General features: G+C 58.4%; 22 protein-coding genes. 8 read left to right on the plus strand and 14 right to left on the minus strand.

Annotated features, from left to right (window positions below; all coding sequences use genetic code 11):
* Positions 1-115: 115 nt before the first annotated feature.
* From FVB43_RS16070 to FVB43_RS16080, 3 genes are read left to right on the plus strand one after another with little or no spacing between them, the layout of a single operon-like run.
* Positions 116-853 carry a gluconate 2-dehydrogenase subunit 3 family protein gene (locus FVB43_RS16070; RefSeq protein ID WP_133842625.1) on the plus strand — a complete coding sequence of 246 codons (738 nt, stop codon included), beginning with the start codon at positions 116-118 and terminating at the stop codon, positions 851-853.
* A 2-nt stretch (positions 854-855) separates the two neighbouring features.
* Complete coding sequence (locus tag FVB43_RS16075; RefSeq protein WP_167864302.1) at positions 856-2,640, plus strand: GMC family oxidoreductase; 1,785 nt, start codon at positions 856-858, stop codon at positions 2,638-2,640.
* 10 nt (positions 2,641-2,650) lie between these two features.
* The gene (locus tag FVB43_RS16080) at positions 2,651-3,967 is read left to right on the plus strand and encodes a cytochrome c (protein ID WP_159336763.1); all 1,317 of its coding nucleotides are present in this window, start codon (positions 2,651-2,653) and stop codon (positions 3,965-3,967) included.
* Between the two features lie 158 nt (positions 3,968-4,125).
* On the opposite strand, the gene araD is transcribed toward FVB43_RS16080, so the two are convergent.
* From araD to FVB43_RS16135, 11 genes are all read right to left on the minus strand, one after another.
* The gene (gene araD, locus FVB43_RS16085) at positions 4,126-4,824 is read right to left on the minus strand and encodes an L-ribulose-5-phosphate 4-epimerase (protein ID WP_133842622.1); all 699 of its coding nucleotides are present in this window, start codon (positions 4,822-4,824) and stop codon (positions 4,126-4,128) included.
* Positions 4,821-5,678: an L-ribulose-5-phosphate 3-epimerase gene (locus FVB43_RS16090; RefSeq protein WP_133842621.1), complete on the minus strand. Its 858-nt coding sequence runs from the start codon at positions 5,676-5,678 to the stop codon at positions 4,821-4,823. The genes araD and FVB43_RS16090 overlap by 4 nt, the downstream gene beginning before the upstream one ends.
* A 2-nt stretch (positions 5,679-5,680) precedes the next feature.
* Entirely contained in the window at positions 5,681-6,343 is a 663-nt protein-coding gene (gene ulaD / locus FVB43_RS16095; RefSeq protein WP_167864303.1) for a 3-keto-L-gulonate-6-phosphate decarboxylase UlaD, read from the minus strand.
* On the minus strand, positions 6,340-7,821 hold the full coding sequence (locus tag FVB43_RS16100; protein ID WP_133842619.1) for an FGGY-family carbohydrate kinase: 1,482 nt from the start codon (positions 7,819-7,821) through the stop codon (positions 6,340-6,342). Before FVB43_RS16100 ends, ulaD begins: the two co-directional genes overlap by 4 nt.
* A complete protein-coding gene (locus tag FVB43_RS16105) occupies positions 7,818-9,113 on the minus strand; it encodes an MFS transporter (RefSeq protein WP_133842618.1) in 1,296 nt (431 codons plus the stop codon). Before FVB43_RS16105 ends, FVB43_RS16100 begins: the two co-directional genes overlap by 4 nt.
* 12 nt (positions 9,114-9,125) lie before the next feature.
* Positions 9,126-9,596, minus strand: a complete 471-nt coding sequence (locus tag FVB43_RS16110; protein ID WP_133842617.1) for a NanQ anomerase/TabA/YiaL family protein — start codon at positions 9,594-9,596, stop codon at positions 9,126-9,128.
* 13 nt (positions 9,597-9,609) lie between these two features.
* The gene (yiaK, locus tag FVB43_RS16115) at positions 9,610-10,608 is read right to left on the minus strand and encodes a 3-dehydro-L-gulonate 2-dehydrogenase (RefSeq protein ID WP_133842616.1); all 999 of its coding nucleotides are present in this window, start codon (positions 10,606-10,608) and stop codon (positions 9,610-9,612) included.
* 365 nt (positions 10,609-10,973) lie between these two features.
* Positions 10,974-11,819, minus strand: coding sequence for an SMP-30/gluconolactonase/LRE family protein (locus FVB43_RS16120; protein ID WP_167864304.1), 846 nt, complete (start codon positions 11,817-11,819; stop codon positions 10,974-10,976).
* A gap of 10 nt (positions 11,820-11,829) precedes the next feature.
* Positions 11,830-12,930: an ABC transporter substrate-binding protein gene (locus tag FVB43_RS16125; protein WP_133842614.1), complete on the minus strand. Its 1,101-nt coding sequence runs from the start codon at positions 12,928-12,930 to the stop codon at positions 11,830-11,832.
* Entirely contained in the window at positions 12,927-14,027 is a 1,101-nt protein-coding gene (locus FVB43_RS16130) for an ABC transporter permease (protein WP_133842613.1), read from the minus strand. Before FVB43_RS16130 ends, FVB43_RS16125 begins: the two co-directional genes overlap by 4 nt.
* A 41-nt stretch (positions 14,028-14,068) precedes the next feature.
* Positions 14,069-15,595 (minus strand): sugar ABC transporter ATP-binding protein, encoded by a 1,527-nt coding sequence (locus FVB43_RS16135; RefSeq protein ID WP_133842612.1) that lies wholly within the window; start codon positions 15,593-15,595, stop codon positions 14,069-14,071.
* A 335-nt stretch (positions 15,596-15,930) separates the two neighbouring features.
* Between FVB43_RS16135 and FVB43_RS16140 the strand changes: the two genes are divergently transcribed.
* Entirely contained in the window at positions 15,931-16,743 is an 813-nt protein-coding gene (locus FVB43_RS16140; RefSeq protein ID WP_133842611.1) for an IclR family transcriptional regulator, read from the plus strand.
* Between the two features lie 190 nt (positions 16,744-16,933).
* Here FVB43_RS16140 and FVB43_RS16145 read toward each other — a convergent pair whose 3' ends face one another.
* Positions 16,934-17,842, minus strand: a complete 909-nt coding sequence (locus FVB43_RS16145) for a LysR family transcriptional regulator (RefSeq protein WP_167864305.1) — start codon at positions 17,840-17,842, stop codon at positions 16,934-16,936.
* Between the two features lie 95 nt (positions 17,843-17,937).
* Between FVB43_RS16145 and FVB43_RS16150 the strand changes: the two genes are divergently transcribed.
* Both FVB43_RS16150 and FVB43_RS16155 read left to right on the plus strand, forming a co-directional pair.
* On the plus strand, positions 17,938-19,002 hold the full coding sequence (locus FVB43_RS16150) for an SDR family oxidoreductase (protein WP_133842609.1): 1,065 nt from the start codon (positions 17,938-17,940) through the stop codon (positions 19,000-19,002).
* Between the two features lie 140 nt (positions 19,003-19,142).
* The gene (locus FVB43_RS16155; protein ID WP_133842608.1) at positions 19,143-19,922 is read left to right on the plus strand and encodes an L-threonylcarbamoyladenylate synthase; all 780 of its coding nucleotides are present in this window, start codon (positions 19,143-19,145) and stop codon (positions 19,920-19,922) included.
* A 422-nt stretch (positions 19,923-20,344) separates the two neighbouring features.
* Here the strand turns inward: FVB43_RS16155 and FVB43_RS16160 are convergent, their stop codons facing one another.
* Positions 20,345-21,238, minus strand: a complete 894-nt coding sequence (locus FVB43_RS16160) for a LysR family transcriptional regulator (RefSeq protein ID WP_133842607.1) — start codon at positions 21,236-21,238, stop codon at positions 20,345-20,347.
* Between the two features lie 137 nt (positions 21,239-21,375).
* Here FVB43_RS16160 and FVB43_RS16165 point away from each other — a divergent pair, with 137 nt between their 5' ends.
* The gene (locus FVB43_RS16165; protein WP_167864306.1) at positions 21,376-22,677 is read left to right on the plus strand and encodes a 3-isopropylmalate dehydratase large subunit; all 1,302 of its coding nucleotides are present in this window, start codon (positions 21,376-21,378) and stop codon (positions 22,675-22,677) included.
* A gap of 2 nt (positions 22,678-22,679) precedes the next feature.
* Entirely contained in the window at positions 22,680-23,225 is a 546-nt protein-coding gene (locus tag FVB43_RS16170) for a LeuD/DmdB family oxidoreductase small subunit (RefSeq protein ID WP_167864307.1), read from the plus strand.
* A gap of 56 nt (positions 23,226-23,281) precedes the next feature.
* Here FVB43_RS16170 and FVB43_RS16175 read toward each other — a convergent pair whose 3' ends face one another.
* Complete coding sequence (locus FVB43_RS16175; protein ID WP_133842604.1) at positions 23,282-23,908, minus strand: LysE family translocator; 627 nt, start codon at positions 23,906-23,908, stop codon at positions 23,282-23,284.
* Between the last annotated feature and the right edge of the window lie 35 nt (positions 23,909-23,943).

Below are 23,943 nucleotides of genomic sequence, written 5' to 3' on the forward strand. Positions count from 1 at the left end.
CAATAACAGCCTAAACCGCCGGGACAGTAGAATACCCCTACACTACATGTGACTAAGAAATCATCCGACCCCCATTTTTACGATCGCCGATGCGAGCGTTTGAGAAGGCAATGTCATGTCAGAGCAAAAAACAGGCAGTACACGCAGGGATTTTCTGCTGAAAACCATTACCCTCGCCCCGGCGATGGCGATTGGCACCGCAGGGCTGGGGTCACTGGCCGCCGTCGCTCCTGCGGTGGCGAAAGAAGCCGCCGCCACCGGGCCACATAAAGCACGCGACTATCAGCCCACCTGGTTTACCCCGGAAGAGTACGCTTTCCTTCAGGCGGCGGCCGCACGACTGATCCCGGCAGATGAGCGTGGCCCCGGAGCGCTGGAAGCGGGTGTTCCCGAGTACATTGACCGCCAGATGAACACCCCGTACGCCACGGGCAGCAACTGGTATATGCAGGGACCGTTCCATCCGGATGCCGATAAAACGCTGGGCTATCAGCTGCCGCTGACGCCGCGTGAGATCTACCGTCTTGGCCTGGCCGACGCCGATGCGCTGGCGAAACAGCAGCACGGCAACGTGTTCGCGCAGTTGAGCGGCGAGCAGCAGGATGCGTTGTTACAGGCGCTGGAAGCGGGCAGCGTTGAACTGCCCCAGGTCCCGGCCAAAACCTTCTTCTCCTTCCTGTTACAAAACACCCGCGAAGGCTTCTTCAGCGACCCGATCCACGGCGGTAATCAGGGCCTGGTCGGCTGGCAGCTGATTAACTTCCCAGGCGCACGCGCCGACTTTATGGACTGGGTAGAACGCGGCGAGCGCTACACGCTGCCGCCGGTATCAATTCGCGGGGAAAGAGCATAACCATGGCAAACGAACAGAAAAAAGTGGATGCAGTGATCGTTGGGTTCGGCTGGGCCGGGGCGATTATGGCGAAAGAGCTGACCGAAGCCGGTCTGAACGTGGTGGCGCTGGAGCGCGGCCCGCATCGTGATACCTACCCTGATGGCGCCTATCCGCAGGTGATTGACGAACTGACCTATAACATCCGTAAAAAGCTGTTCCAGGATCTGTCAAAAAGCACTGTCACCATTCGTCACAATGCTGCGCAGACTGCCCAGCCGTACCGTCAGCTGGCGGCCTTTTTGCCCGGCACCGGCACCGGCGGCGCGGGTTTGCACTGGTCCGGCGTGCATTTCCGCGTCGACCCGATGGAACTGCGCATGCGTAGCCATTATGAGGAGCGTTACGGCAAAAGCTTTATCCCGGATGGCATGACCATTCAGGATTTCGGCGTCACTTACGATGAGCTGGAACCGTTCTTCGATCAGGCCGAACGCGTGTTTGGCACGTCCGGTTCGGCGTGGAGTGTGAAGGGCAAAGTGGTTGGCCAGGGCGGCAAAGGTAACCCGTTTGCCCCGGACCGCTCTGCTGATTTCCCGCTGCCCGCGCAGAAGCGCACTTACTCCGCGCAGCTGTTCGCCCAGGCGGCAGAAAGCATTGGCTACCATCCTTACGATCTGCCCTCGGCGAATACCTCTGGCCCTTATACCAATACTTACGGTGCGCAGATGGGGCCGTGCAACTTTTGCGGCTATTGCAGCGGTTATGCCTGCTACATGTATTCCAAAGCCTCACCGAACGTGAATATTCTGCCTGCGCTGCGCCAGGAGCCGAAGTTTGAGCTGCGCAACAATGCCTATGTGTTGCGTGTGAATCTGACCGACGATAAGAAACATGCCACAGGGGTGACCTATGTGGATGGTCTGGGGCGTGAGAACGTTCAACCCGCGGATCTGGTGATCCTCTCCGCCTTCCAGTTCCATAACGTGCATTTGATGCTGCTGTCCGGCATCGGCAAGCCGTACGATCCGGTGACTAACGAAGGCACCGTCGGGCGCAACTTTGCCTACCAGAACATCTCCACCATTAAGGCGTTCTTCGATAAAGACGTCTTCACCAATAACTTTATCGGTGCCGGTGGCGCGGGGGTCGGCGTGGATGACTTCAATGCGGATAACTTTGACCATGCCAAATATGGCTTTGTCGGCGGTTCACCAATGTGGGTTAACCAGGCGGGCGTGAAGCCGATTTCTGGCCTGCCAACGCCTCCGGGCACGCCGAACTGGGGCAGCAAGTGGAAGGCGGCGGTGGCGGATCACTATACCCACCACGTGTCGATGGATGCCCACGGTGCACATCAGTCTTATCGCAATAACTACCTCGATCTTGATCCGAACTACAAGGATGTGCACGGCCAGCCGCTGCTGCGTATGACCTTTGACTGGCAGGACAACGACATCAAGATGTCACAGTTTATGCATGGCCGGATGCACAAGATTGCAGAAGCGATGAATCCTAAGCTGATCAGTGGTGCGCCGAAAGCGGCGGGAACCCACTTCGATACCACCGTGTATCAAACCACCCATATGAACGGTGGCGCGATCATGGGTGAAGATCCGAAAACCAGTGCCATTAACCGCTATCTCCAGAGCTGGGATGTCCCGAACGTATTTGTTCCCGGTGCCTCGGCGTTTCCGCAGGGGCTGGGCTACAACCCGACCGGCATGGTGGCAGCGCTGACCTACTGGTCGGCGAAAGCGATTCGCGAACAGTACCTGAAAAACCCGGGTCCACTGGTGCAGGCATAAGGATAAGCAGATGAAAAAGTTACTTCTTATTGCCCTGTTGCCGGGCATGGTGGCGTTTAGCGCACTGGCAGACGACAACAACGATGCCCTGATTCAACGCGGTGATTACCTCGCCCGTGCCGGGGACTGCGTGGCCTGCCACACCAAAGCGGGCGGCGAGCCGTTCGCGGGTGGGCTGCCGATGGCAACGCCGATCGGCACGATTTACTCCACCAATATCACCCCGGATAAGCAGAGTGGGATTGGGGGTTACAGCTACGACGATTTCCAGAAAGCGGTACGTCATGGCGTGGCGAAAAACGGCGATACGCTGTACCCGGCGATGCCGTATCCCTCTTATGCGGTGGTCAGCGACGACGATATGCAGGCGCTGTACGCTTACTTTATGCACGGCGTAAAGCCGGTGGCACAGGCGAATCAGGAGAGCGACATTCCGTGGCCGCTGTCGATGCGCTGGCCGCTGGCGATCTGGCGTGGAATATTTGCCCCGGATGTGAAGGCGTTCCAGCCGATCAAAGGGCAGGATGCGGTGCTGGCGCGCGGCCAGTATCTGGTGGAAGGGCTGGGACACTGTGGTGCCTGCCACACGCCGCGTAGTATTACCATGCAGGAAAAAGCGCTGAACAATGATGAGGGCAGCGACTTCCTTTCCGGCAGCAATGCACCGATTGACGGCTGGACGGCGAGCAATCTCAGAGGTGACGGGCGTGATGGCCTGGGCCGCTGGAGCGAAGATGATCTGGTGCAGTTCCTGCGTATGGGGCGCAACGATCATACGGCGGTGTTCGGCGGCATGACCGATGTCGTGCAGCACAGCCTGCAACACCTGACGCCAGAGGATGCGACGGCGATTGCTCGCTATCTGAAGTCGCTGGGCGCAAAAGATCCGAATCAGGTGGGCTTCACACCGGATGACACCGTTGCGAAAGCGCTGTGGAAGGGCGATGACAGCAAGACCGGGGCGTCGGTATATGTCGACAGCTGCGCGGCCTGTCATAAGACCGATGGCAGCGGCTATAAACGCTTCTTCCCGGAACTGCGCGGGAATCCGGTGGTGCTGGCAGAAGATCCCACGTCGCTGATCCATATCGTGCTGAGTGGCGCACAGCTGCCGGGTATGAAAGATGCACCGACCACCATCACCATGCCGGCGTTTGGCTGGCGTCTGAACGACCAGCAGGTCGCCGATGTGGTGAACTTTATCCGCACCAGCTGGGGCAATACCGCAACGTCTGTGGTGTCGGCCGGCGATGTGGCGAAGGTGCGTAAGGATGAGGCCGTGGTGCATCAGCAGGGGAGTGTTGATGTGGAGAAGTTGACGCCGTAACGGGCTGAGCGACACATCATGCTTTCGTGGGGCGAGGCACGCTTCGCCCGGGGCTACCGGAACTCGTAGGGGCGAGGCACGCTTCGCCCTGGACTACCGGAACTCGTAGGGGCGAGGCATGCCTCGCCCTGGACTACCGGTCTGCCCATTGCAGGCCATTATTGCCCGTAATACGCCCCCGCCCCGTGCTTACGCAAATAATGTTTATCCAGCAGCACCTGCTGCATATCACGCATCCCCGGCGTCAGCTGACGCGAGAAAATTCCCATATAGGCAATCTCTTCCAGCACCACCGCGTTATGTACGGCGTTATCCGCGTTACTACCCCAGGCGAACGGCCCGTGGGCGTTGACCAGCACCGCCGGGATCGCCGTCGGGCTGATGTCGCGTGAGCGGAACGTATCGATAATCACTTCACCGGTGTTGTGTTCGTAATCCTCAGCGATCTCCTGTGGCGTCATCAGGCGCGTGCAGGGGATGGTGCCGTAGAAATAATCCGCGTGGGTGGTGCCCCAGGCAGGCAGATCCAGCCCGGCCTGCGCCCAGATGGTGGCATGGCGCGAATGGGTGTGCACGATGCCGCCGATATCAGTAAACGCCCGGTACAGCGCCAGGTGGGTGGCGGTATCGGAAGAGGGCTTCTTACTGCCTTCCACCGTGCGGCCGCTTTCCAGCTCCACCACCACAATATCGTCAACGGTCATGCCGTCATACTCCACGCCGGAAGGCTTGATCGCCACCAGCCCGCGACTGCGGTCAATGGCGCTGACGTTGCCCCAAGTAAAAGTCACCAGATGGTGGCGCGGCAGGGCCAGATTGGCCTCGAAAACCTGCTGTTTCAGCGTTGATAAGCTCATTGTAAGCCTCCTTCCTGCATTTTTTGTTCAATCCAGCGCCGGGCCTGCACGATCTCGGCCACCGGCTCCTCGGCTTTTTCTGTCCACATCTCAATCAGGAATGCGCCACGATAGTTAAGCTGCTTCAGCGTGCGGAACACGCCGACAAAATCGACGCAACCCTCGCCAAACGGCACGTCACGAAACTGCCCCGGCGAACTCGCGGTGACAGGCTGGGTATCCTTCAAATGGATAGCGGCAATGCGGTCAATGCCCAGCGCCAGTTCGGCGGCGACGTCGTTGCCCCAGGCCGTCAGGTTGCCGACATCAGGGTAGACGGTGAACCACGGCGAGGCCTGCTGCTTATCCCAGTGTTTCCATTTGCTGATGGCGTTCATAAATTCGGTATCCATGATTTCGACGGCCAGCATCACCTGCGCCGCCGCGGCGCGATCCACCGCCCACGCCAGCCCTTCGGCAAAGCGTGCCACCGTGCCTTCATCGTGCGGTTCGTAGTAGACGTCGTAGCCCGCCAGCTGGATGGTGCGGATGCCGACGTCTTTTGCCAGCTGGATCGCCTGCTCCATCAGCTTATAGGCCTGCTCACGGATGGCCGGGTCGCGGCTGCCGAACGGAAAACGGCGATGACCGGACAGGCACATCGAGGGAATGGTCACCCCGGTTTCCATCATCGCGTTGACCAGCGACAGGCGCTGCTCCTTGCTCCACTGTAAGCGCGACAGGCGCAGGTCGGTTTCATCCACCGACATCTCGACGAAGTCGAAGCCGCAGGCTTTCGCCAGGGCAAGGCGTTCCGGCCAGCTCAGATGAGAAGGCAGGGCTTTTTCATAAATTCCCAGCGGGTGTTGGCGCATGGTTAGTGTCCCCAGATGTTGGCAATCGCCTGATGAAACTCGGCGGCGGTGGCCAGCCCGTCGGCACCTTCGCTGAGCGCCCGGCCGACGATAAAGGCTTTCACATCAATTTGTTTAAACTGCGGCAACTCGTCCGGGGTGATCCCCCCGGTGACCGACAGGGCAAAACCCAGGTCGGAGAGCGCTTTCATCGCGTCCAGATCCTGCGGGCTCCACTGCTGGCCGCTGGCCTGGGCGTCGCGCCCACGATGGTAGATGGCCTGCGTCAGCCCCAGTTCACGCCAGCGCTTAGCCTCTTCCAGCGTCCAGTTGCCGAACAGCTCAATCTGGATATCGCCCTGGTGCAGATGCGCCACCTCCAGCGCGCTGGCAAAGGTCGCCAGCGGTGCCGCACAGATCACCGTCATCCAGTTGGCCCCGGCTTCAAACGCCAGTTTTGCCAGCGTGGCCCCGGCATCCGCCACTTTAAAATCGGCCACCAGCGTTTTCCCCGGTAGCTGCTGGCGCAGCTGACGTACGGCGTCAATTCCGGCGCTGAAGCAGAGAATGGTGCCCGCTTCCACGATATCGACCTGCTGATGCAGGCGCTGCGCCGTCTCCAGCGCGGCATCCAGCTGGGTGTGATCGAGCGCCAGCTGCAGCTGGGGAACCCGTGAATGACTCATGGTGTGACTCCTTGTGCGGCGATCAGCGCCGTGAGTAGCTGCTGATAACGCTGGTATTTTTTCTGATACAACGCATGACGTTGTGCGTCCGGCTGATAGCTGACGATGGCGGGTGCCAGTGCCTGCTGCGCCTGTTGCAGGGAGGTCCAGGCTCCGGTACCCGTCATCGCCGCCAGCGCCGCCCCCAGGCAGCCGCTTTCTTCAATCTGTGGGATCTCGACGGGCAGCCCGCTGGCATCGGCAAACATCTGCATCCACTCAGCGGAACGCGTTGGCCCGCCGCTCAGGCGCAGGGCGCTGACCTGCGGGAAGCGGGTAAGAATGCGGTTGAGATGGGTGAGGTGCGAGAACACCACGCCCTCGTAGATCGCCTGCACCAGGTGGCCGCGCTGATGGCCTGCCTGCAAACCAAAGAAGCTGCCGTGCAGGTCGGCCCCGGCGTTGCAGCCGTAAAGGAACGGCAGGAACAACAGCGAGCTTTGTGCCGGGGGCAGAGCGGCGACCCACTGATTCAGCTGTGCATAGTCGTCAATCCCCCACTGCTGGCAGAACCACTCCAGATTGGCCGCCGAGGTCGGGCTGGCTTCGTGAATGATGTACTGCCCCTCAATGGCGTAGCGCCCGTACACGAACGGATGGCCACTTTCATCGCTGATGCGGTCGGTAATGCCGCTGGTGACCGACCAGGTGCCCATCACCGCGTTCAGTCGGGTATCGTCATGCAGCCCGGCGCACAGCGCGGCAGACACCACATCAAACAACCCGCCGACCACAGGCGTACCTGCACGCAGCCCGCACAATGCTGCGGCTTCCGCTGTCACCTCTCCGGCGATGGCCGTCGGGCCGACAATTGGAGGCAGGGCAGGCAGAATATCGCCGAGGCCGAGGGTGTCCGCCAGGGCGGCAGACCAGTCACCTTTCTCCATATCGTAGAGATTGGATTCAGAAATATTGGTCTCTTCGCAGGCCAGTTTTCCGGTCAGGCAATAGCGCAGATAGTCATGGGCCATCAGCACGCTGCCAATGGCCGCATAGCGCTGCGGCTCATGCTCTTTTAACCAGCGCAGCAGCGACACCGGGTGCCCGGTCCACAGCGTTTGCCGCGTCACCGGGTAGAGCGTCTGCGGCATCCCTTCGCGCTGCCACTGTTGCACCAGCGCCAGCGCCCGGCGATCGGACGAGAGGATGCCGTTGCCCAGCGGTTGCTGCTGTTTATCCAGCAAAAACAGCCCCTTACCCTGCGCGGAAATGCCCACGCCTGCCACCTGAGTAGCCTCCAGCCCGCTGTTTTGCAGCACCTCAGCAATCACGCGGGCAGCCTGCTGCCACAGCAGCGGCATATCGCGTTCTGCACGCCCCGGCTCCGGCACCAGCACTGGCAGAGTCTGCCGTGCCACCGCGCGTTCACGTCCTTCAGCGTCATACAATCCGGCCTTAATGAAGGTGCCGCCGCAGTCCAGCCCTAACCAGTAGTTCATGCGGCCTCCCTGTTTTGTGCATCGCAACGCGCAGGCAGCGTCAGCGCCAGCAGCGAGGCAATCGTCAGTGAGATTGCCAGGCTGTAAACCCCGGCATCTTTGCTGTAAGCGACAATCAGCACGCCGACCATATAAGGACCACAGAAGCCGCCGAGGTTACCCAGCGCGTTAATCACGCCGCGCGCACCGCCTGCCACTTCGGCATTAAACAGGCGGGGAGGGATACTCCAGAACACCCCTGCTGCCGACTGAATAAAGAACCCGCAGCCGCACAGCGCGGCGTACGACCACCAGATATGAGATTTCAGCAGGACTGACAGCGCCATGCAGAGGGCAAACCCGGCCAGCGGCAGGGCGACGAACAGCTTGCGCCGCCCGGTAGCATCGGACAGCGATGAGAACAGGAACATACCGAAGATCGCCCCGACATAGGGAAGGATCGCCAGAAAACCGACCTGCTCCAGGTTACCGTTGGTCAGCCCTTTCAGGATGGTGGGTAGCCACAGCGTGTAACCGTAGATCCCGGTCTGGTAGAAGAAATTCACCATGATCAGTCGCCACATCACCGGCTCTTTCATCACCTGGCGTAGCGAGGCTTTACGGGTGTTTTTGCCTTTGATCAGCAGCTGTTCGTCGTGCAGGGTTTTGATCAGATACTGTTTTTCAGCGGGCGAGATCCACTTCGCCTCTTGCGGGCGGTTGCTGATGGTGAAATGCCACAGCCCCATGACAAACAGCGACAGCACGCCTTCCACAAAGAACAGCATGCGCCAGTCCCAGGCGGTAATGATCCAGCCGGAAAGTGGGGCGGTGAGGATCCCGGCGATCGGCACAAACATGATCACAATGGCGTTGGCACGGCCGCGTTCGGCATCGGGGAACCAGTTGCCGATCATGGTCAGCACCACCGGCAACATCCCACCTTCGGAAACCCCCAGCGCAAAGCGCAGCGCCAGCAGTTGATACTGATTCGTCGCCAGCCCGGTCAGCAGAGAGATCACCGCCCAGGCCAGCAGCGACCAGCCAATAAAGCGTTTACCGTTGCCGTAGACCGCCAGCTTTCCGCCGGGCACCTGCAAGAACAGGTAACCGATAAAGAAGATCCCCCCAGCCAGCCCGGCCATCGAGGCGCTGATGCCGAGGTCGGCGTCCATCCCGCCGGGCATGGCGAAGGCGATATTGACCCGGTCCATATAGGAAATAATGCAGGTGATCAGGATCGGTGGAATGATCCGCAGCCAGCGCAGCGAAGGGATCCCTTCGCGTGAGATCGATGTGGAAGTCAGGCTCATAGTGATCCTCTTTTAGTCAGCGAGATCGGCCGTGGGGATCTTCACCACCACCTTGCGAATGGCTTCGGGAGCATTCACCGCACAGTTCGGACGGTGAATATCCTGCGGGAAGAACACCGCAAAATGGCCTGGCTGCATCAGCACCAGGGTTTCATGTGGGGCATCCTGGTAAAAGATGATGTCGCGTTCGTCGTCATAGGGCTGGTGGATAGCGGGTTCACACTTCTCCGTTGCCACGCCCATCAGCTCATTACCGGACACCAGGTACTGCACATCGATAAAACGGCGGTGCGCCTCAGGGTAGTTATCGCCGTGCGGAGCGGTGTGCAGATCCAGCACCTGTATCTGCCAGCCGGTGTGATCGTCCTGATAGCGCCCGGCTGCCATGCTGGCCAGATCGTGGCGGGCTAACCAGTCGATGGCGTGTGCAATCGTCGGCGGATAGTGGTGGGCATCGGTGTTGTTGATATGGCCAAAAATCATGCGGTTTCCTCCCTTACAGTGCCTGGATGCGTGCCCAGACGCGTTCATCCACCGGAATGCCGAGGCGCTGGTTCTCAGCACGGATACCGGGGAATTTATGGCCAGGCAGACGGATGGCCTGCTGGCTATCGGCGCGCTCGGCTCCGGTGATGGACTCGCGGATGCGTGCCAGCTTGCTGTCGCGGGTGGCGCCGTCGATCAGACGGTCGACGTCAATGGCGATAAACACCTGGGAGATACCGAATTCGTCGCCGTTGTCTTCGGTGACTTCGGTGACGGAGGCACCGTTGGAGAGCAGGGTGGCGACCATATCCAGTACGATGGACAGGGCGGAGCCTTTCCAGTAACCCATGGGTAAAATGCGGCGATTTTCTTCAATCGTGGCGGGATCGCGGGTGTATTCCCCGTCATTGTCAAAACCGCCGTCGACCGGCAGCGTTTTGCCCGCCAGGCGATTCACTTCCAGCATGCCGTAGGAGAACATCGACATCGACATATCGACCATGGTGATCGGTTCACCCGGCACGGCGACGATCAGCGGGTTGGTACCGATGGCGCAGTTTTTTGCCCCCCACGGCGGCATCACCGCGATGGAGTTGGTCCAGCAGACGCCGATATAGCCTTTTTCCGCTGCCTGCCAGCCGTAGCTGCCGCCGCGCATCCAGTGGTTGGCATTACGCAGCGCCACCAGCCCAATACCGTGGTCGTCGGCCAGCGCAATGGCGCGATCCATCATGCTTTGGGCGGTGAGGTTACCAATGGCGCGGTGGGCATCCCACTGTTCGATAGCGCCCAGCGAGAGGATTTTTTCCGCTTCGGCGTGCGGCACGATGTGCCCGGCATCCAGCTGCTGGATAAAGCGGGGGAAACGATTCACCCCGTGGGAGTAAACGCCGTTCTCGCTGGTGTCGGCGAACAGGGTGGCGCAGCTTTCGGCTTTATCTGCCGCCACGCCGCGTGCCAGTAACACCCGCAGGAACTCTTGTTTCAACTGCTGATAGCTGATTCTCATACTGCTGTCTCTCCCCGGAGGTGGCTTTATTTCAATATGTGGAATATCGTTCCAAATAAATCCTATGCGCCTGGTGGGAACAAGTCAAAGAAACGGAGTGGAATTTAATCGTTATAAAACAGTGAGATAAAAATATTGTTGGGTTATGTGATCGCCAACACATTGGGTGAAATTGAGGCGTGGGGAAACCGGGTCAGGCATGCCTGACCCCTACATATTAAAAAACCGCCGGCACCGTCACCCCAGGGGCGAGGCACGCCTCGCCCATCCCGAACCGATCCCCGTCACCGTAGGGGCGAGGCACGCCTCGCCCGGCCCGAACCGATCCCCGTCACCGTAGGGGCGAGGCATGCCTCGCCCGGCCGTTAACCGATGATCACCCGGTACAGCGAGGTGGTCGCAGTGATATACAGCTCGTTACCGTCCGGGCCGCCGAGGGTGCAGTTCGACACCCGTTCCGGCACGGGGATCTTGCCTCGCGTCTGGCCCAGGCTGTCGAAAATAATCACCCCATCGGCGCAGCTGCAATAAAGGTTGCCGCGGTTATCCACGCAGAAGCCATCCGGGAAACCGGGGGCGACCTCGGCAAACTGCCGCCCAGCGCCCAGCTCCCGTCCCTCGACCGGATAGACCCGCAGCTGACGGCGGCCCAGCGTCGGGAAGTCGACGATGGACATATCCGCCACATACAACAGACGCTCGTCGGGCGAAAAGGCCAGCCCGTTGGGGCGTTGCAGATCGCTGGCGGCGATAGTCAGTTGTCCGCTGGCCGGGTCGAAGCAGTAGAGGTAACAGCCGATCACCTGGCTGTGCGCGTGATAACCCTCGTCGTCACTGACGATGCCGTAAGGGGGATCGGTGAACCAGATCGTCCCGTCGGATCGCACCACCACGTCGTTCGGCGAGTTAAAGCGTTTACCCTCGACCTTCTCCACCAGCAGTGTGACGCTGCCATCATGCTCGGTACGGCTGATAGCACGGCGGCCATGCTCGCAGCTGACCACCCGGCCCTCATTATCGCGGGCGTTGCCGTTGGCATAGTGCGAGGGTGAACGCCAGAGACTCACCTCACCGCTACGCTGCCAGCGGAACATGCGGTTGCCTTTCACATCGCTGAACACCACGGCGTCCTGCTCTGGCAGCCACACCGGTCCCTCTGCCCATATCGCCGGGGAGCAGAGCGTTTCCAGCCTGAGATTATCGGTCTGCATAACGCCTCCGTTACTTCACGCCCCAGATGGTTTTGTAGTGTCCCTGATAGTCGTTCTGCGGGTCGTAATGGTTCTGCGGACCGCCGTCACTGCCAATATTTTCTTTGGTGATCAGGTGCGCCGGGGTGACGTAACCTGACGGCGGCTGCCCGGCAAAGGCGCGGTTAAACTCATCCAGCAGCTGCCAGCCGTGCAGTTTCAGCGGCTCGGCCACGGTGCCGATCTGGCTGTCACCGCTGCGGATACGCTGGAAGGCGGAGATTGAGCCGTCCCCGGCGGAGATATTAAACGGCGCATTTTTACCGCCTTTACCGGCGGTTTTCAGCGCCGGGGCCATAAAGTCAAAGTAGAGATCGTTGATTGCCAGCGCGTACTGGAACTTATCGCCGTACTTCTGCAACAGACTGAAGGTCATGGAGGGCATGCGGTTGGCGGTGTCGGCCAGCGGCGTATCGATAAACTCCACCACTTTACAGCCGCTGCACTTCTCAATTTCCTGCTTCATCGCATTGGCCTTATCCAGTGCGATTTGGTAGAGCGAATCGGTGAAGATCAGCACCTGTGCCTTGCCGCCGGACTGTACCACCGCATACTGCGCGGCGAGGCGGGCCACTTCGTTGGAGTCAGAAGTGATGTTGGCGACCACACCGTATTTAGCAATCGGCCCTGGCTGAGGTTCCGCGTGCCAGGCCATCAGCACGATTTTTTGCTGAAGGGCTTTTTTCAGCGGAATTTTGGCAACATTCGGATTCCAGCCGCCAATCACGATGCCGTCCGGGCGCTGAGCAATGGCCTGGTTCAGCGCGGCCAACTGGTCTTTTACCGAGCCGCCACCGTCGAGGGTTTCCAGCTTCCAGCCTGCGGCAGCGGCGGCTTCACTCAGCCCCTGCTGCACGCCCTGTACGCCGCCATTTTTCATATCCGAGGCGATAAAAATCACCTTCTTATTCTTTTGCAGGACAGGCCCGGTGGTCGGGCCGTCCCACTCGGTGACGCTGGCCGTGGCTTTAGTAATGGCGGCGGTGGCCTGATCGAGGTAGCTGTCGGCCCAGGCGGGCAGCGAACCTGCCAGCAGGGTGCCAAGGGTCAGAGCAAGAAGATGACGTTTCATAGGGTACTCCCTGGAGTGATGGTTTTCTGGTTATTGTCAGGAGTGGTAGCCGGGGTGCTTTGACTGCGCACCACGGCCTTTTGGTTCAGCATCCGGCGGCGCTGGGCGTAACCGGCGAGGGTAATGGAGAGCAGTAAAGTGGCACCGTTAAACAGCGGCTCTACCCAGAAATCGCCGCCGAACTGCTGGATACCGGCGATGCCGATCGCCAGGATAGCAATCCCCACCACGGTGCCCCAGACGTTGACGCGGCCCGGACGGATGGTGGTGCTGCCGAGGAACGCGCCCACCAGGGCGGGCAGCAGGTAATCCATACCCACGCTGGCCTGGCCGACACCCTGTTCAGCAGCGATCAGCACCCCGCTAAACCCGGTCAGTACGCTGGAGGCGATAAAGGCACCGATAGTAAATTTGTTGACGGCAATGCCGTTGAGCCGTGCCGCAGCAGGGTTGCCGCCGACGGCATACATGCAGCGTCCGAGCGGGGTGTGTTCGGTGATCAGCCACAGGATGATGGCTACCGCCAGCACGTAGAAGGCACCCACCGGAATACCGAAGATTTCGGTATGGTGCAGGGCGGTGAAGGCATCCGGCAGATCGCCGACAATCTGGCGGCCGCCGGAGTGCCACAGTGCCACGGCATACAGCACGGTGCCGGAACCGAGGGTGGCAACGAAGCTGTCGATATCGGCCAGCGCTACCAGAATGCCGTTCAGCAGCCCGTAGAGCGCGGAAATCGCCAGCACGGTCAGCACCGCCATCTGCCAGGAGAAGCCATATTCCACCTGTAAGGTGATGGCGAGGATATGCCACAGCACAATACCAAAGCCGACGTTAAGGTCGATTTTTCCGACAATCATCGGGATGGTGGCCGCCAGTGCCAGCAGGGCGATTTTGGCTTTACTGGCGAGGATCGCCTGCAACGTCAGCATGCTGGCGAATGACGGCGAGAGCACGGAAAACAGCAGAGTAAGCAGGATGCACAGCAGTAGCAGACCGTAGCGGGTGACGATTTGCATCGACCATGCAGCGGCACCATGCTCGCCAAGGCTGACCCGCTGTTCCAGCGCGGTCGATTTCACGGATGTTTTGGACATAACAGCTTCTCCTGCCACCTTCGAAGGGTGGCGTTGACAATTCAGACGGTGGCGACAGGGGTTTCGTGACTGGCCGAAGCCAGTTCGAGCAGGTTGGCAAACGTGACCTGGTCATTTTTCAGTTCGCCGACCACCTGACCACGGTTAAACACCAGTGCGCGGTTGCAGATATGGGCGATCTCTTCAAAGTCATTGGAAATCACCAGCACCGCAATGCCGTCGGCCAGCGCTTTGTTCAGCAGGTGATAGATCTCTTCGCGTGCGCCGACATCGACGCCTGCGGTGGGGTCTTCGAGGATCAGCAGCGGGGCATTGAGGTGCATCCAGCGTGCCATGACGACTTTTTGCTGGTTACCGCCGGAGAGGGCGCTGATATCCAGGTTGACGTCTTTCGGACGTACATCAAATAACTGCACTTTCCACCAGCTGGCGCCGATTTCAGCCCGGCGACCGTAACGTGACAGCAGCGGGTGGCCGCTGGCACAGGGGTTAAGAAACAGGTTTTCACGCACGCTCATCGACATCACCAGGCTTTCTCCGGTGCGGTCGCCCGCCACCAGTGAGACACCCGCGGCCATGGCCTGCTGTGGTGACTGGGCGTGATAGTCTTTATCGCGAAACGTCATGGTGCCACCGCTGCGCTGGCGCAGGCCGAACAGCAGGCGGCCAATTTCTTCCTGTCCGGCACCGCGCAGCCCGGCCAGTGCCAGCATTTCACCGGGTTGCAGGCTGAAGGACACCGGGCCGACCTCATCAATGCGCAGCTGGTTGAGCGTCAGCACTGGAGGTTGCCCTTCAGGCAGCGCTTCGCGCTGATCGCCGTCGATGGCTTCCCCGACGATCATTTCGACGAGGTTGCGCAGGGTATATTGCGCCGTCATGCCGCCCGCCACGCGTTTGCCGTCGCGCATCACGCAGACGCGGTCGGCAATCTCAATCACTTCATCCAGGCGGTGGGTGACGTAAATCATCCCGACTTTTTTACTTTTCAGGCGGTTGATCACGCTGAACAGATGGCGCACATCGTTGGCGGGCAATGAGGCGGTGGGTTCATCCAGCACCAGCACTTCGGCATTGACCGCCACGGCGCGGGCAATCGCCAGCAGGGATTTCTCAGTGCGCGACAGCTCAAACACGCGGGCGTCCGGGTCCAGAGCGATGCCGACTTCATCCAGCGCAGCACGTGAACGTTCGCGCACCGCCCGCCAGTCAATCAACCCCAGACGACGGGTAAACCCCATCACCAGTGCCATATTTTCGGCAACCGTCATCCACTCAATCAGCCCGAGATCCTGATGGATAAAGGCGATGGGTTGCTGGCGGGCCGTTTTTAAACTGGCGGCAGAGGCGATACTGGCGTTTTGAAAGCGAATATCACCGCTGTCACGACCATAGACGCCCGCCAGCACTTTGATCAGGGTGGATTTTCCGGCACCGTTTTCCCCCAACAGGGCGACCACTTCGCCGGGGAAAACCTCCAGACTGACATCGTTGACGGCAATATTGCCACCGAACCGTTTGGTGATATGGCTCAGCGTAAGAACCGGTGTACCGGGTGTATGCTGCATTACAGCCTCCTGCAACTCCTGGTGAGCATCAACAGCGGCGACAGCAAGAAAAAACACCGCAATATTTCAATATGCGAAATCAAGTTTCAAAAATACTATTCTCTGTTGGAACGGAAAGCAAAGATGTGACGGTTTTATTTATTCTTTAAAAACAATGCTTTGTTTTTGATGTTGTGGAATTGTGATGAATAGCTCACTTCTGGATGGGCGTTTTTTGGCAGATTTGTCCCTCATAAAATGCACTGAAACGTCGTTCCATATTCACAGTACGGGATGCATGGGTTACCATCTGGCAACTCCCCGGACGGGGCGCGGGAAACTTAGAGGAAGCGTGGATGAGCGTAAAAGCGGATAGCGTGAAGGATGATAAGAAAGACAAGCCGCTGGGGACGCAGAGCCTGTTTCGTGGCCTTCAGTTGATTGAACTCTTAAGCAACTACCCTAACGGTTGCCCGCTGGCCCATCTCTCGGAACTCTCCGGGATGAACAAAAGTACCGTGCACCGACTGTTGCAGGGGCTGCACAGCAGCGGCTATGTGACACAGGCACCGTCGCCGGGCAGCTACCGGTTGACCACCAAATTTATCTCTGTCGGGCAGAAGGCACTTTCATCGCTCAATGTGATCCACGTGGCGGCGCCGCATCTGGAAAAACTCAATCTTGAGGTAGGGGAAACGGTGAATTTCTCCAGTCGGGAAGATGATCATGTGATCCTGATTTATAAGCTGGAGCCGACCACCGGAATGATGCGTACCCGTGCTTATATCGGCCAGCATATGCCGTTGTACTGTTCGGCGATGGGCAAAATCTTTATGGCCTGGGGCAGCGAAGAGTATCCGGCGCACTACTGGCAGAGCCATCAGGACACCATTCAGCCCCTGACAAAAAACACCATCATCACGCTGCCGGAAATGCTGGAAGAGCTGAAAAATATTCGCCAGCAGCAGACGGCGATGGACCGCGAAGAGAACGAGCTGGGTGTCTCCTGTATTGCCGCTCCGGTGTTTGATATTCAGCAGCGGGTGCCGTATGCGGTATCCGTGTCCCTGCCGACGGCGAAACTTCAGCAGATTGGGGTGAAAAAACTGATGGCCCCGGTGGTAGCCACCGCGAAAGCGATCTCCGCCGAGCTGGGTTTTCACGAGTAATTAAACGGGTAATGTGGGCACAAAAATTGTGCCGCTGTTGTTTTAACACTGCCACGACAGGGCGATCTCTCGTCGGGGAGGTATCCCCCATTTCTTCGCTAGAGACGGTGTGACAGGGCTAAGGCCCGTTTGAGCACGCCGGATCGGCAAAAGCCGCATCCATGCGGGCCTCGGCTCGCGCCATCCCTGGTTATCCAATCCTCAACGTCTCCAGCGCACTCAGCAGCGCATCGACCTTCGGCGTGAGCTGTTTTCTGCGTGGCCACACCACATACAGCGGCAGGCCCGGCACCGTCAGTTCCGGCAGGAATCCCACCAGCTCACCGCGTGCCAGTTGTTCTTCCATCAGCCAGGTCGCCATCTGTGCCACGCCCAGCCCGGCCATCACTGCTGAACGCTGCGCTTCGCCATCCCCCAGCGCCATCCGGTGTGGCACGGTGCGTGTGGTAATGCGGCCATCCGGCGAGGTGACATGCCACGGGCTGGTACTGCCGTCGATGCGGTCATACACAATCGCCCGGTGCTGCTCCAGCGCCTCTAACGACTGCGGTGTACCGTGCTGCGCCAGATAGTCAGGCGAGGCGCAAAAGATCAACTGCTCGCAGCCGAGATAACGCACCGCCAGCGAAGGGGGATAACTGCCTGGCCCGCCGATGCGTACCGCGACATCCACGCCCTCTTCAAACAAGTCAACAAAACGGTCCGAGAACGACAGGTTAAGCTGCATGTCCGGGTGCTGCTGGCAGAAGTGATTGAGCAGCGGCATGACATGCAGCCGGCCAAAGGTATGGGGGACGGCAACGCGCAGACGGCCCACAGGAATGGTACGCTGAGCCGCCAGCACCGATTCGGCTTCGCTCAGCTCCCCCAGCACGCGGGTACAGGTGTCGTAATAGGCCTGCCCGGCATCGGTCAGTGCCAGGCTGCGGGTGGTGCGCTCAAACAGCCGTGAACCGAGGCGCGCTTCCAGCCGTGCCACGCTTTTACTTACGGCAGAACTGGTCAGATGCAGCCGTTCGGCGGCGGCGGTAAAACTGCCGCTCTCCACCGTGGCAACAAAGGCGGTGATGCCTTTCAGGCGATCTTCAGATGAGGCCATTCGTTCCTCCTGTTCATGAATACTGTGAATTTATACCTGAGATGAGAATTTAATTCTCTATTAAGCTGGAGGCATTACTGAACAGGAGAGAAATTATGCAACAACGAGCTTTGATTGTCGGCGTCAGCGGCGTCACCGGAAGTGCCCTGGCAGAACGCCTTCTGGCGCAGGGTTGGCAGGTTTATGGGTTATCACGCGGCCGCACGCCGGTCACCGCCGGGGTCACTTCGCTGACCGCCGATTTGACGGACAGCGCATCCGTCCAGGCCGCACTGAAAGAGGTGGTGGTCGATAAGGTGTTCTTCAGCGCCTGGGCACGTCAGGAAAATGAGAAAGAGAATATCCGCGTCAACGGTGGCATGGTGCGTCATGTCCTGGATGCACTGGGCGACACCCTGAAAGGGGGCCATGTGGCGCTGATCACCGGGCTGAAGCACTACCTGGGTCCGTTTGATGCCTACGGTAAAGGCAGTGTGCCGGTGACCCCGTTCCGTGAGGAGCAGGGACGTCAGCCGGTAGAGAACTTCTACTACGCGCAGGAAGATGAAGTCTTTGCCGCCGCAGAAAAATATGGCTGCACCTGGAGCGTTCATCGCCCGCATACGGTGATTGGTTTCGCGGTGGGTAATGCCATGAATATGGGGCAGACGCTGGCGGTGTACGCCACGTTGTGTAAAGCGAGCGGTCAGCCGTTTGTCTTCCCGGGTTCACAGGCGCAGTGGCAGGGCGTTAGCGATATGACGGATGCCCGCCTGCTGGCCGACCAGCTGATTTGGGCCGCCACCACGCCTTCGGCGCAAAACCAGGACTACAATGTGGTCAACGGTGATGTGTTCCGCTGGCAGTGGATGTGGGGCGAAATCGCCGGATACTTTGGTCTTGAAGCCGCGCCATTCAACGGCGAGCAGCCGCTGGAAGGACGTATGAACGACGCCGCTCAGCAGTGGCAGGAGATTGCCCAACAGCACAACCTGAAAGAGAGCGACGTCACCAAGCTGGCCTCCTGGTGGCATACCGATGCCGATCTCGGTCGCCCGATGGAAGTGTTTACCGACGTCAGCAAAAGCCGCAAAGCCGGGTTCAATGGGTATCAGCCAACGCGCGAAGCCTTCTTTGAGCTGTTTGACCGGCTGAAAGCAGAGCAGTTAATCCCACGCTAACAGGCAACGGTTGTTTCCTCCGGGAAACAATCATGGCTTTTTGATGTTTATTGTTGCGCTAAAAACTGGCTGTGGCAGGATGGTTTCAACGGGTGATTACCCACTTAATTTGAACCGAATCTGAACGCAAAGGTGCTGTTATGAACGATAAAGTGGTTAACTGGAATGGTGGCTTACAGCCGGAAGCCGTGAAGATCCTGTCTGCTAACGGCGGCATGATCGTCTGCCCGACCAAAGTGGGCTACATCATCATGACGTCTGATGCCAAAGGTCTGGAGCGCAAGTTTGACGCCAAGCAGCGTAACCGTAACAAGCCAGGCGTGGTGCTGTGTGGTTCTCTGGAACAGCTGAAAGAACTGGCCCAGTTAAACCCTGAAATCGAAGCGCTGTATCAGCAGCACTGGGACCAGGATGTTCTGCTGGGCTGCATCCTGCCGTGGAAAGAAGAAGCGGTGGCACGTATCCCGGATGACGGTTCTAAAGAGCTGATGATGGACCGCCGCCAGACCAGCTGCTTTGTGATTAAGTTTGGCGTACCTGGCGAGAATCTGGCGAAAGAGCTGTGGGAAAACCACGGTAAATTCTCCTTCGCCAGCTCCGCGAACCCATCAGGTAAAGGAAACCGTGGCCTGGTAGAAGGCATTGGCGAGCGCATCGAAGCGCATGCAGACCTGATTATTGCTGCCAACGACTACGTGAAATCCATCCAGCCAAACGAGTCTGAAAAGACTCGCTACGAGCAGGGTGTGATGGTCGCGATGGTTGACGATAACGGCAAACTGGTGCCAGAGCAGAAAGGCGAGCGTAACATCACGCCATGCCCGGTGCTGATCCGTAAAGGTCTGGATGTGGATAAGATTATGTCGATCATGTCTGACATCTTTACTACCTGGGATTACCGTCACGGCAACTATTATTAATTTTACCCGTCATAATTGACGCTACAGCAGCGTTGGCTTCATGTGCTCACCCCGGTCACTTACTCCAGTAAGCTCCCGGGGATTCACGCATTCGCCGCCTTGCTATAACGCCAATTATTTAGGGTAATTTATCCGTCATAATTGACGCTACAGCAGCGTTGGCTTCATGTGCTCACCCCGGTCACTTACTCCAGTAAGCTCCCGGGGATTAACACATTCGCCGCCTTGCTATAACGCCAATTATTTAGGGTAATTTATCCGTCATACTTGACGCTACAGCAGCGTTGGCGGCGCTCACTTACCCCAGTCACATAGTTATCTATGCTCCTGGGGATAAGCAAGCTTGCCGCCTTGCTGTAACGCCAATTATTTAGGGTAAAATAATATCCTCGGTATATTCTATTGCTTTCCGTCTGCTATTGTTATTTCTTTAACGCCTTCTGCAAATCCTCAATAAACAGTCTCACGCGCGGTGAAATAAAATTATCACTTTTCACCAGAACGTATGACTTATAAATATCCATTTCCCAGTCGGGTAATAACTGCACCAGTTCCCCACGGGAAACCGCTTCCTGTGCAATATAATTAGGCAGATAGGCGATGCCGGTTTGTGCCACGGCTGAGTTTAATAAAGCGATGCTGTTATTAGCGCGAAAACGGCTGCGGACTTCAATGTCTTTCTTCTGCTTCTCTTTACGGAACGGTAATGAAATCGTATGGGCCGGGCCACGAAAAAGAATAAAGTCATGGCGCGGCAGATCGTCCGGGCTGGCAATAGGAGCGATATTTTTCAGGTAATCCGGGGCGGCATACAGCCCCCAGGCGATGTCCATCAGCGGACGATAATGGCGGTGGTCGGGTAATTCGCGCGTGATGGCAATGGCGATATCACAGCCATCATCCTCCAGATTGACCGCGCGATCGGTCAGGTCGAGATCGACACTGACGTGGATATTGCTGGCGACAAAACTGTTCAGCGCCGGAACAATACACTGACAGCCAAAGGTGACCGGGGCCACCACACGCAGGCTGCCGGTCGGCTCTTCGTGGAACTGGCGGATAAAAAGATCGGCGCTTTTCACCTCATGCAGGATGCGGTAACAGTAGTGATAGTACGTCATCCCGACTTCGGTGACCTGAATCCGCCGGGTGGTGCGTTGCAACAGTTTTGCCCCGAGGCGCACTTCCAGCGCCGAGATCTCTTTACTCACCGAGGATTTTGCCAGCCCCAGCGCTTTCGCGGCTTCGGTATAGCTTAACGTTTCCACCACTTTGGCAAAAATAATCATCCCGTGCAGGTTTTCAAAATCGCTCATTATTATCCCGGATTGTTCTGAGGCGGAAACAATAGAGGATATTAGCATATTCCCCGTTTACCGCGCAGAGAAAAACGGTAAGGTGATTAAAATTTATTTACTTTCAATGGCCGAAATATCACGCAGAGATAAATAGCATGGGGCAGACAATCAGTCAGAAAATACTCGCTCGTGCCAGCGGGCGGGAAACCGTTACGCCTGGAGAAATAGTCTGGGCAAAAGTGGATATATTAATGTCGCACGATCCCTGTACGCCGGGTGTCGCCTGCGTATTTAAAAAAGAATTTGGTGAACAGGCGAAAATATGGGATGCCGACCGTTTTATTCTGATTCCGGATCACTTTGTTTATTCGGCTGACCCGCAGGCTAATCACAATATTCGTGTGATGCGCGAGTTCGCTCAGGAGCAGAAAATTAAATACTTCTACGATGTTGGTACGCCACAGTATAAGGGCGTTTGCCATATTGGCCTGGCCGAAGGTGGGCATACCCGGCCCGGTGAGGTGTTACTCGGCACCGATTCCCATACGGTTACCGCCGGAGCTTTTGGTTGTTTTGCTGTCGGGCTGGGCATCACCGATGCGGCCTATGCGCTGGGGACCGGCGAAATCCCACTGAAAGTGCCCACCACCATCCGGGTTAACTATCACGGCACGCTGCCGGCGCATGTGCAGGCAAAAGACCTGATCCTGGCGCTGCTGGCTGAGCTGACGGTGGAAGGCGCAACCTATGAAGCGATTGAGTTCGGCGGCAGTGTCATTGATGCCCTGTCGGTGGAAGAGCGTATGACGATGTGCAATATGGTCGTGGAGTGCGGTGGAAAGAACGGCATTATGGTGCCGAACGCAGCCACGCTGGCTTATCTGGCGGAACGCACCGATATCCCCTTTAGTGTGGTGACGGCCGATGCGGATGCGGACTATAGCCGGGTGGTCGAGTTCGATGTGACGTCCATGCAGCCGCTGGTGGCAAAACCGCACTCACCGGATAACGTGGTGTCGATTGATACGCTGAAAAATGTCGCCATCTCTCAGGCCTATATTGGTTCCTGTACGGGCGGCAAGCTGGCGGACTTTGTCGCTGCTGCACAGGTGATGAAGGGGCGTAAAGTAGCGATCCCGACCTTTGCCGTTCCGGCCACTAAAGAGGTGTTTCATCGCCTGATCACCACGCAAATTGCGGGGCAGTCGGTGTATCAGATCCTCACCGATGCCGGCGTGCAGCTGTCGTCAGAAGCGGGCTGCGCGGCCTGTTGCGGCGGCCCTGCCGATACCTTTGGTCGCGTGCATCAGCCGATTTCAGTGATCTCCACCACCAACCGTAACTTTGTTGGCCGCATGGGGCACAAGCGCGCCACTATCTATCTGGCCTCCCCTTATGCTGTGGCGGCGGCGGCGGTGACCGGCATGATCACCAACCCTGTTGAATTCGGAGTGTAAGCATGGAATCGATCATCAGCGGCGCGGTATACGTGCTGGGCGACAATATTGATACCGACCAGATTCTGACTGCCGAGTATCTCAAAGTGAATCCTTCGACGCCGGAGGGCTATGCCCAGCTGGCCTCACTGGCGATGTGCGGTCTGCCGGAAGGCGCACTACCGTTTATCGATGTGCAGAGTGGGCGCTCGGCTTACCCGATTATTGTGGCGGGGAAAAATTTTGGCTGTGGTTCATCGCGTGAGCATGCCGTGATGGCGCTGGGGGCCGCCGGGGTGCAGGCCGTGATTGCCCGGTCTTATGCGCGCATCTTTTTCCGCAACTGTGTCGCGACCGGAGAGTTGCTGCCCGTTGCGACCACCGCAGCGCTGTATCAGCAGCTGCAAACTGGCGACCGGGTGAGTATTGATACCTGCAGTCAGACGGTGACCGTGCTGGCAACGGGCGAACAGCTGGCGATTGATCCGGTGGGGGAGCTGGCGAATATCATTGATGCGGGCGGGTTGTTTGCCTATGCGCGCGCCAGTGGGCGCATTCGTACAGGGTAACGGAGCAGAGCAACGGGCGAAGCCTGCACAGCGGCTTCACCCGGGAGCTGGCAGGATTATTTCGCTGAAATCGCCAGCGCGCCACCGGCAAAGACAAACAGGCTGCCGGTAGAACGGTTGAGGATGCGCAGACGACGTGCATTGGAGAACACCCCTGACAGGCGGCGTCCGGCGCAGGCATAGCTGAACATAATGCTGAGATCCAGCACCGCCCAGGTGATGGCCAGCGTGGCAAACTGCGCAGCATGTGGCTGGCTGGCATCAACAAAGTTCGGGAACAGTGCCGCGAAGAACAGCAGATCTTTCGGGTTACTGATACCGACCATAAAGCCTTTGCGGAACAGGCGTAATGCGCCCGGCGCCTCTTCCAGCTCCACGGCATTCACCGCAGCAGGCTCGCTGTTATCACGCCAGGCCGCAATGCCCAGCCAGATCAGATACGCGGCACCGACCACTTTTAGCACGGTAAAGGCCGTGGTAGACGCCGCCAGGATGGCACCCAGCCCCAGCGCAGAAGCGGTCATCAGCATCATGGCGGCCAGCACGCCGCCCGTCACCGTTGCCAGTGCCTGTTTACGGCCATAGCGCAGTCCGTGGGTCATGCTGATCAGGGCCGAAGGGCCGGGGATGGCAATCAGTGCGGCAATCACACCGGTATACGCCAGCCAGAGTTGAAGCGTCATTACATAATCCTTTCTGGTTATCACCCTCAGCCTGA

Origin of the sequence: Erwinia rhapontici, assembly GCF_012271765.1 — a bacterium.
Classification (GTDB): domain Bacteria; phylum Pseudomonadota; class Gammaproteobacteria; order Enterobacterales; family Enterobacteriaceae; genus Erwinia; species Erwinia rhapontici.

Coding starts and splice junctions, on each gene's coding strand:
- FVB43_RS16070 (WP_133842625.1), top strand. CDS start 116: ATGTCAGAGCAAAAAACAGGCAGTACACGCAGGGATTTTCTGCTGAAA.
- FVB43_RS16075 (WP_167864302.1), top strand. CDS start 856: ATGGCAAACGAACAGAAAAAAGTGGATGCAGTGATCGTTGGGTTCGGC.
- FVB43_RS16080 (WP_159336763.1), top strand. CDS start 2,651: ATGAAAAAGTTACTTCTTATTGCCCTGTTGCCGGGCATGGTGGCGTTT.
- araD (WP_133842622.1), bottom strand. CDS start 4,824: ATGAGCTTATCAACGCTGAAACAGCAGGTTTTCGAGGCCAATCTGGCC.
- FVB43_RS16090 (WP_133842621.1), bottom strand. CDS start 5,678: ATGCGCCAACACCCGCTGGGAATTTATGAAAAAGCCCTGCCTTCTCAT.
- ulaD (WP_167864303.1), bottom strand. CDS start 6,343: ATGAGTCATTCACGGGTTCCCCAGCTGCAGCTGGCGCTCGATCACACC.
- FVB43_RS16100 (WP_133842619.1), bottom strand. CDS start 7,821: ATGAACTACTGGTTAGGGCTGGACTGCGGCGGCACCTTCATTAAGGCC.
- FVB43_RS16105 (WP_133842618.1), bottom strand. CDS start 9,113: ATGAGCCTGACTTCCACATCGATCTCACGCGAAGGGATCCCTTCGCTG.
- FVB43_RS16110 (WP_133842617.1), bottom strand. CDS start 9,596: ATGATTTTTGGCCATATCAACAACACCGATGCCCACCACTATCCGCCG.
- yiaK (WP_133842616.1), bottom strand. CDS start 10,608: ATGAGAATCAGCTATCAGCAGTTGAAACAAGAGTTCCTGCGGGTGTTA.
- FVB43_RS16120 (WP_167864304.1), bottom strand. CDS start 11,819: ATGCAGACCGATAATCTCAGGCTGGAAACGCTCTGCTCCCCGGCGATA.
- FVB43_RS16125 (WP_133842614.1), bottom strand. CDS start 12,930: ATGAAACGTCATCTTCTTGCTCTGACCCTTGGCACCCTGCTGGCAGGT.
- FVB43_RS16130 (WP_133842613.1), bottom strand. CDS start 14,027: ATGTCCAAAACATCCGTGAAATCGACCGCGCTGGAACAGCGGGTCAGC.
- FVB43_RS16135 (WP_133842612.1), bottom strand. CDS start 15,595: ATGCAGCATACACCCGGTACACCGGTTCTTACGCTGAGCCATATCACC.
- FVB43_RS16140 (WP_133842611.1), top strand. CDS start 15,931: ATGAGCGTAAAAGCGGATAGCGTGAAGGATGATAAGAAAGACAAGCCG.
- FVB43_RS16145 (WP_167864305.1), bottom strand. CDS start 17,842: ATGGCCTCATCTGAAGATCGCCTGAAAGGCATCACCGCCTTTGTTGCC.
- FVB43_RS16150 (WP_133842609.1), top strand. CDS start 17,938: ATGCAACAACGAGCTTTGATTGTCGGCGTCAGCGGCGTCACCGGAAGT.
- FVB43_RS16155 (WP_133842608.1), top strand. CDS start 19,143: ATGAACGATAAAGTGGTTAACTGGAATGGTGGCTTACAGCCGGAAGCC.
- FVB43_RS16160 (WP_133842607.1), bottom strand. CDS start 21,238: ATGAGCGATTTTGAAAACCTGCACGGGATGATTATTTTTGCCAAAGTG.
- FVB43_RS16165 (WP_167864306.1), top strand. CDS start 21,376: ATGGGGCAGACAATCAGTCAGAAAATACTCGCTCGTGCCAGCGGGCGG.
- FVB43_RS16170 (WP_167864307.1), top strand. CDS start 22,680: ATGGAATCGATCATCAGCGGCGCGGTATACGTGCTGGGCGACAATATT.
- FVB43_RS16175 (WP_133842604.1), bottom strand. CDS start 23,908: ATGACGCTTCAACTCTGGCTGGCGTATACCGGTGTGATTGCCGCACTG.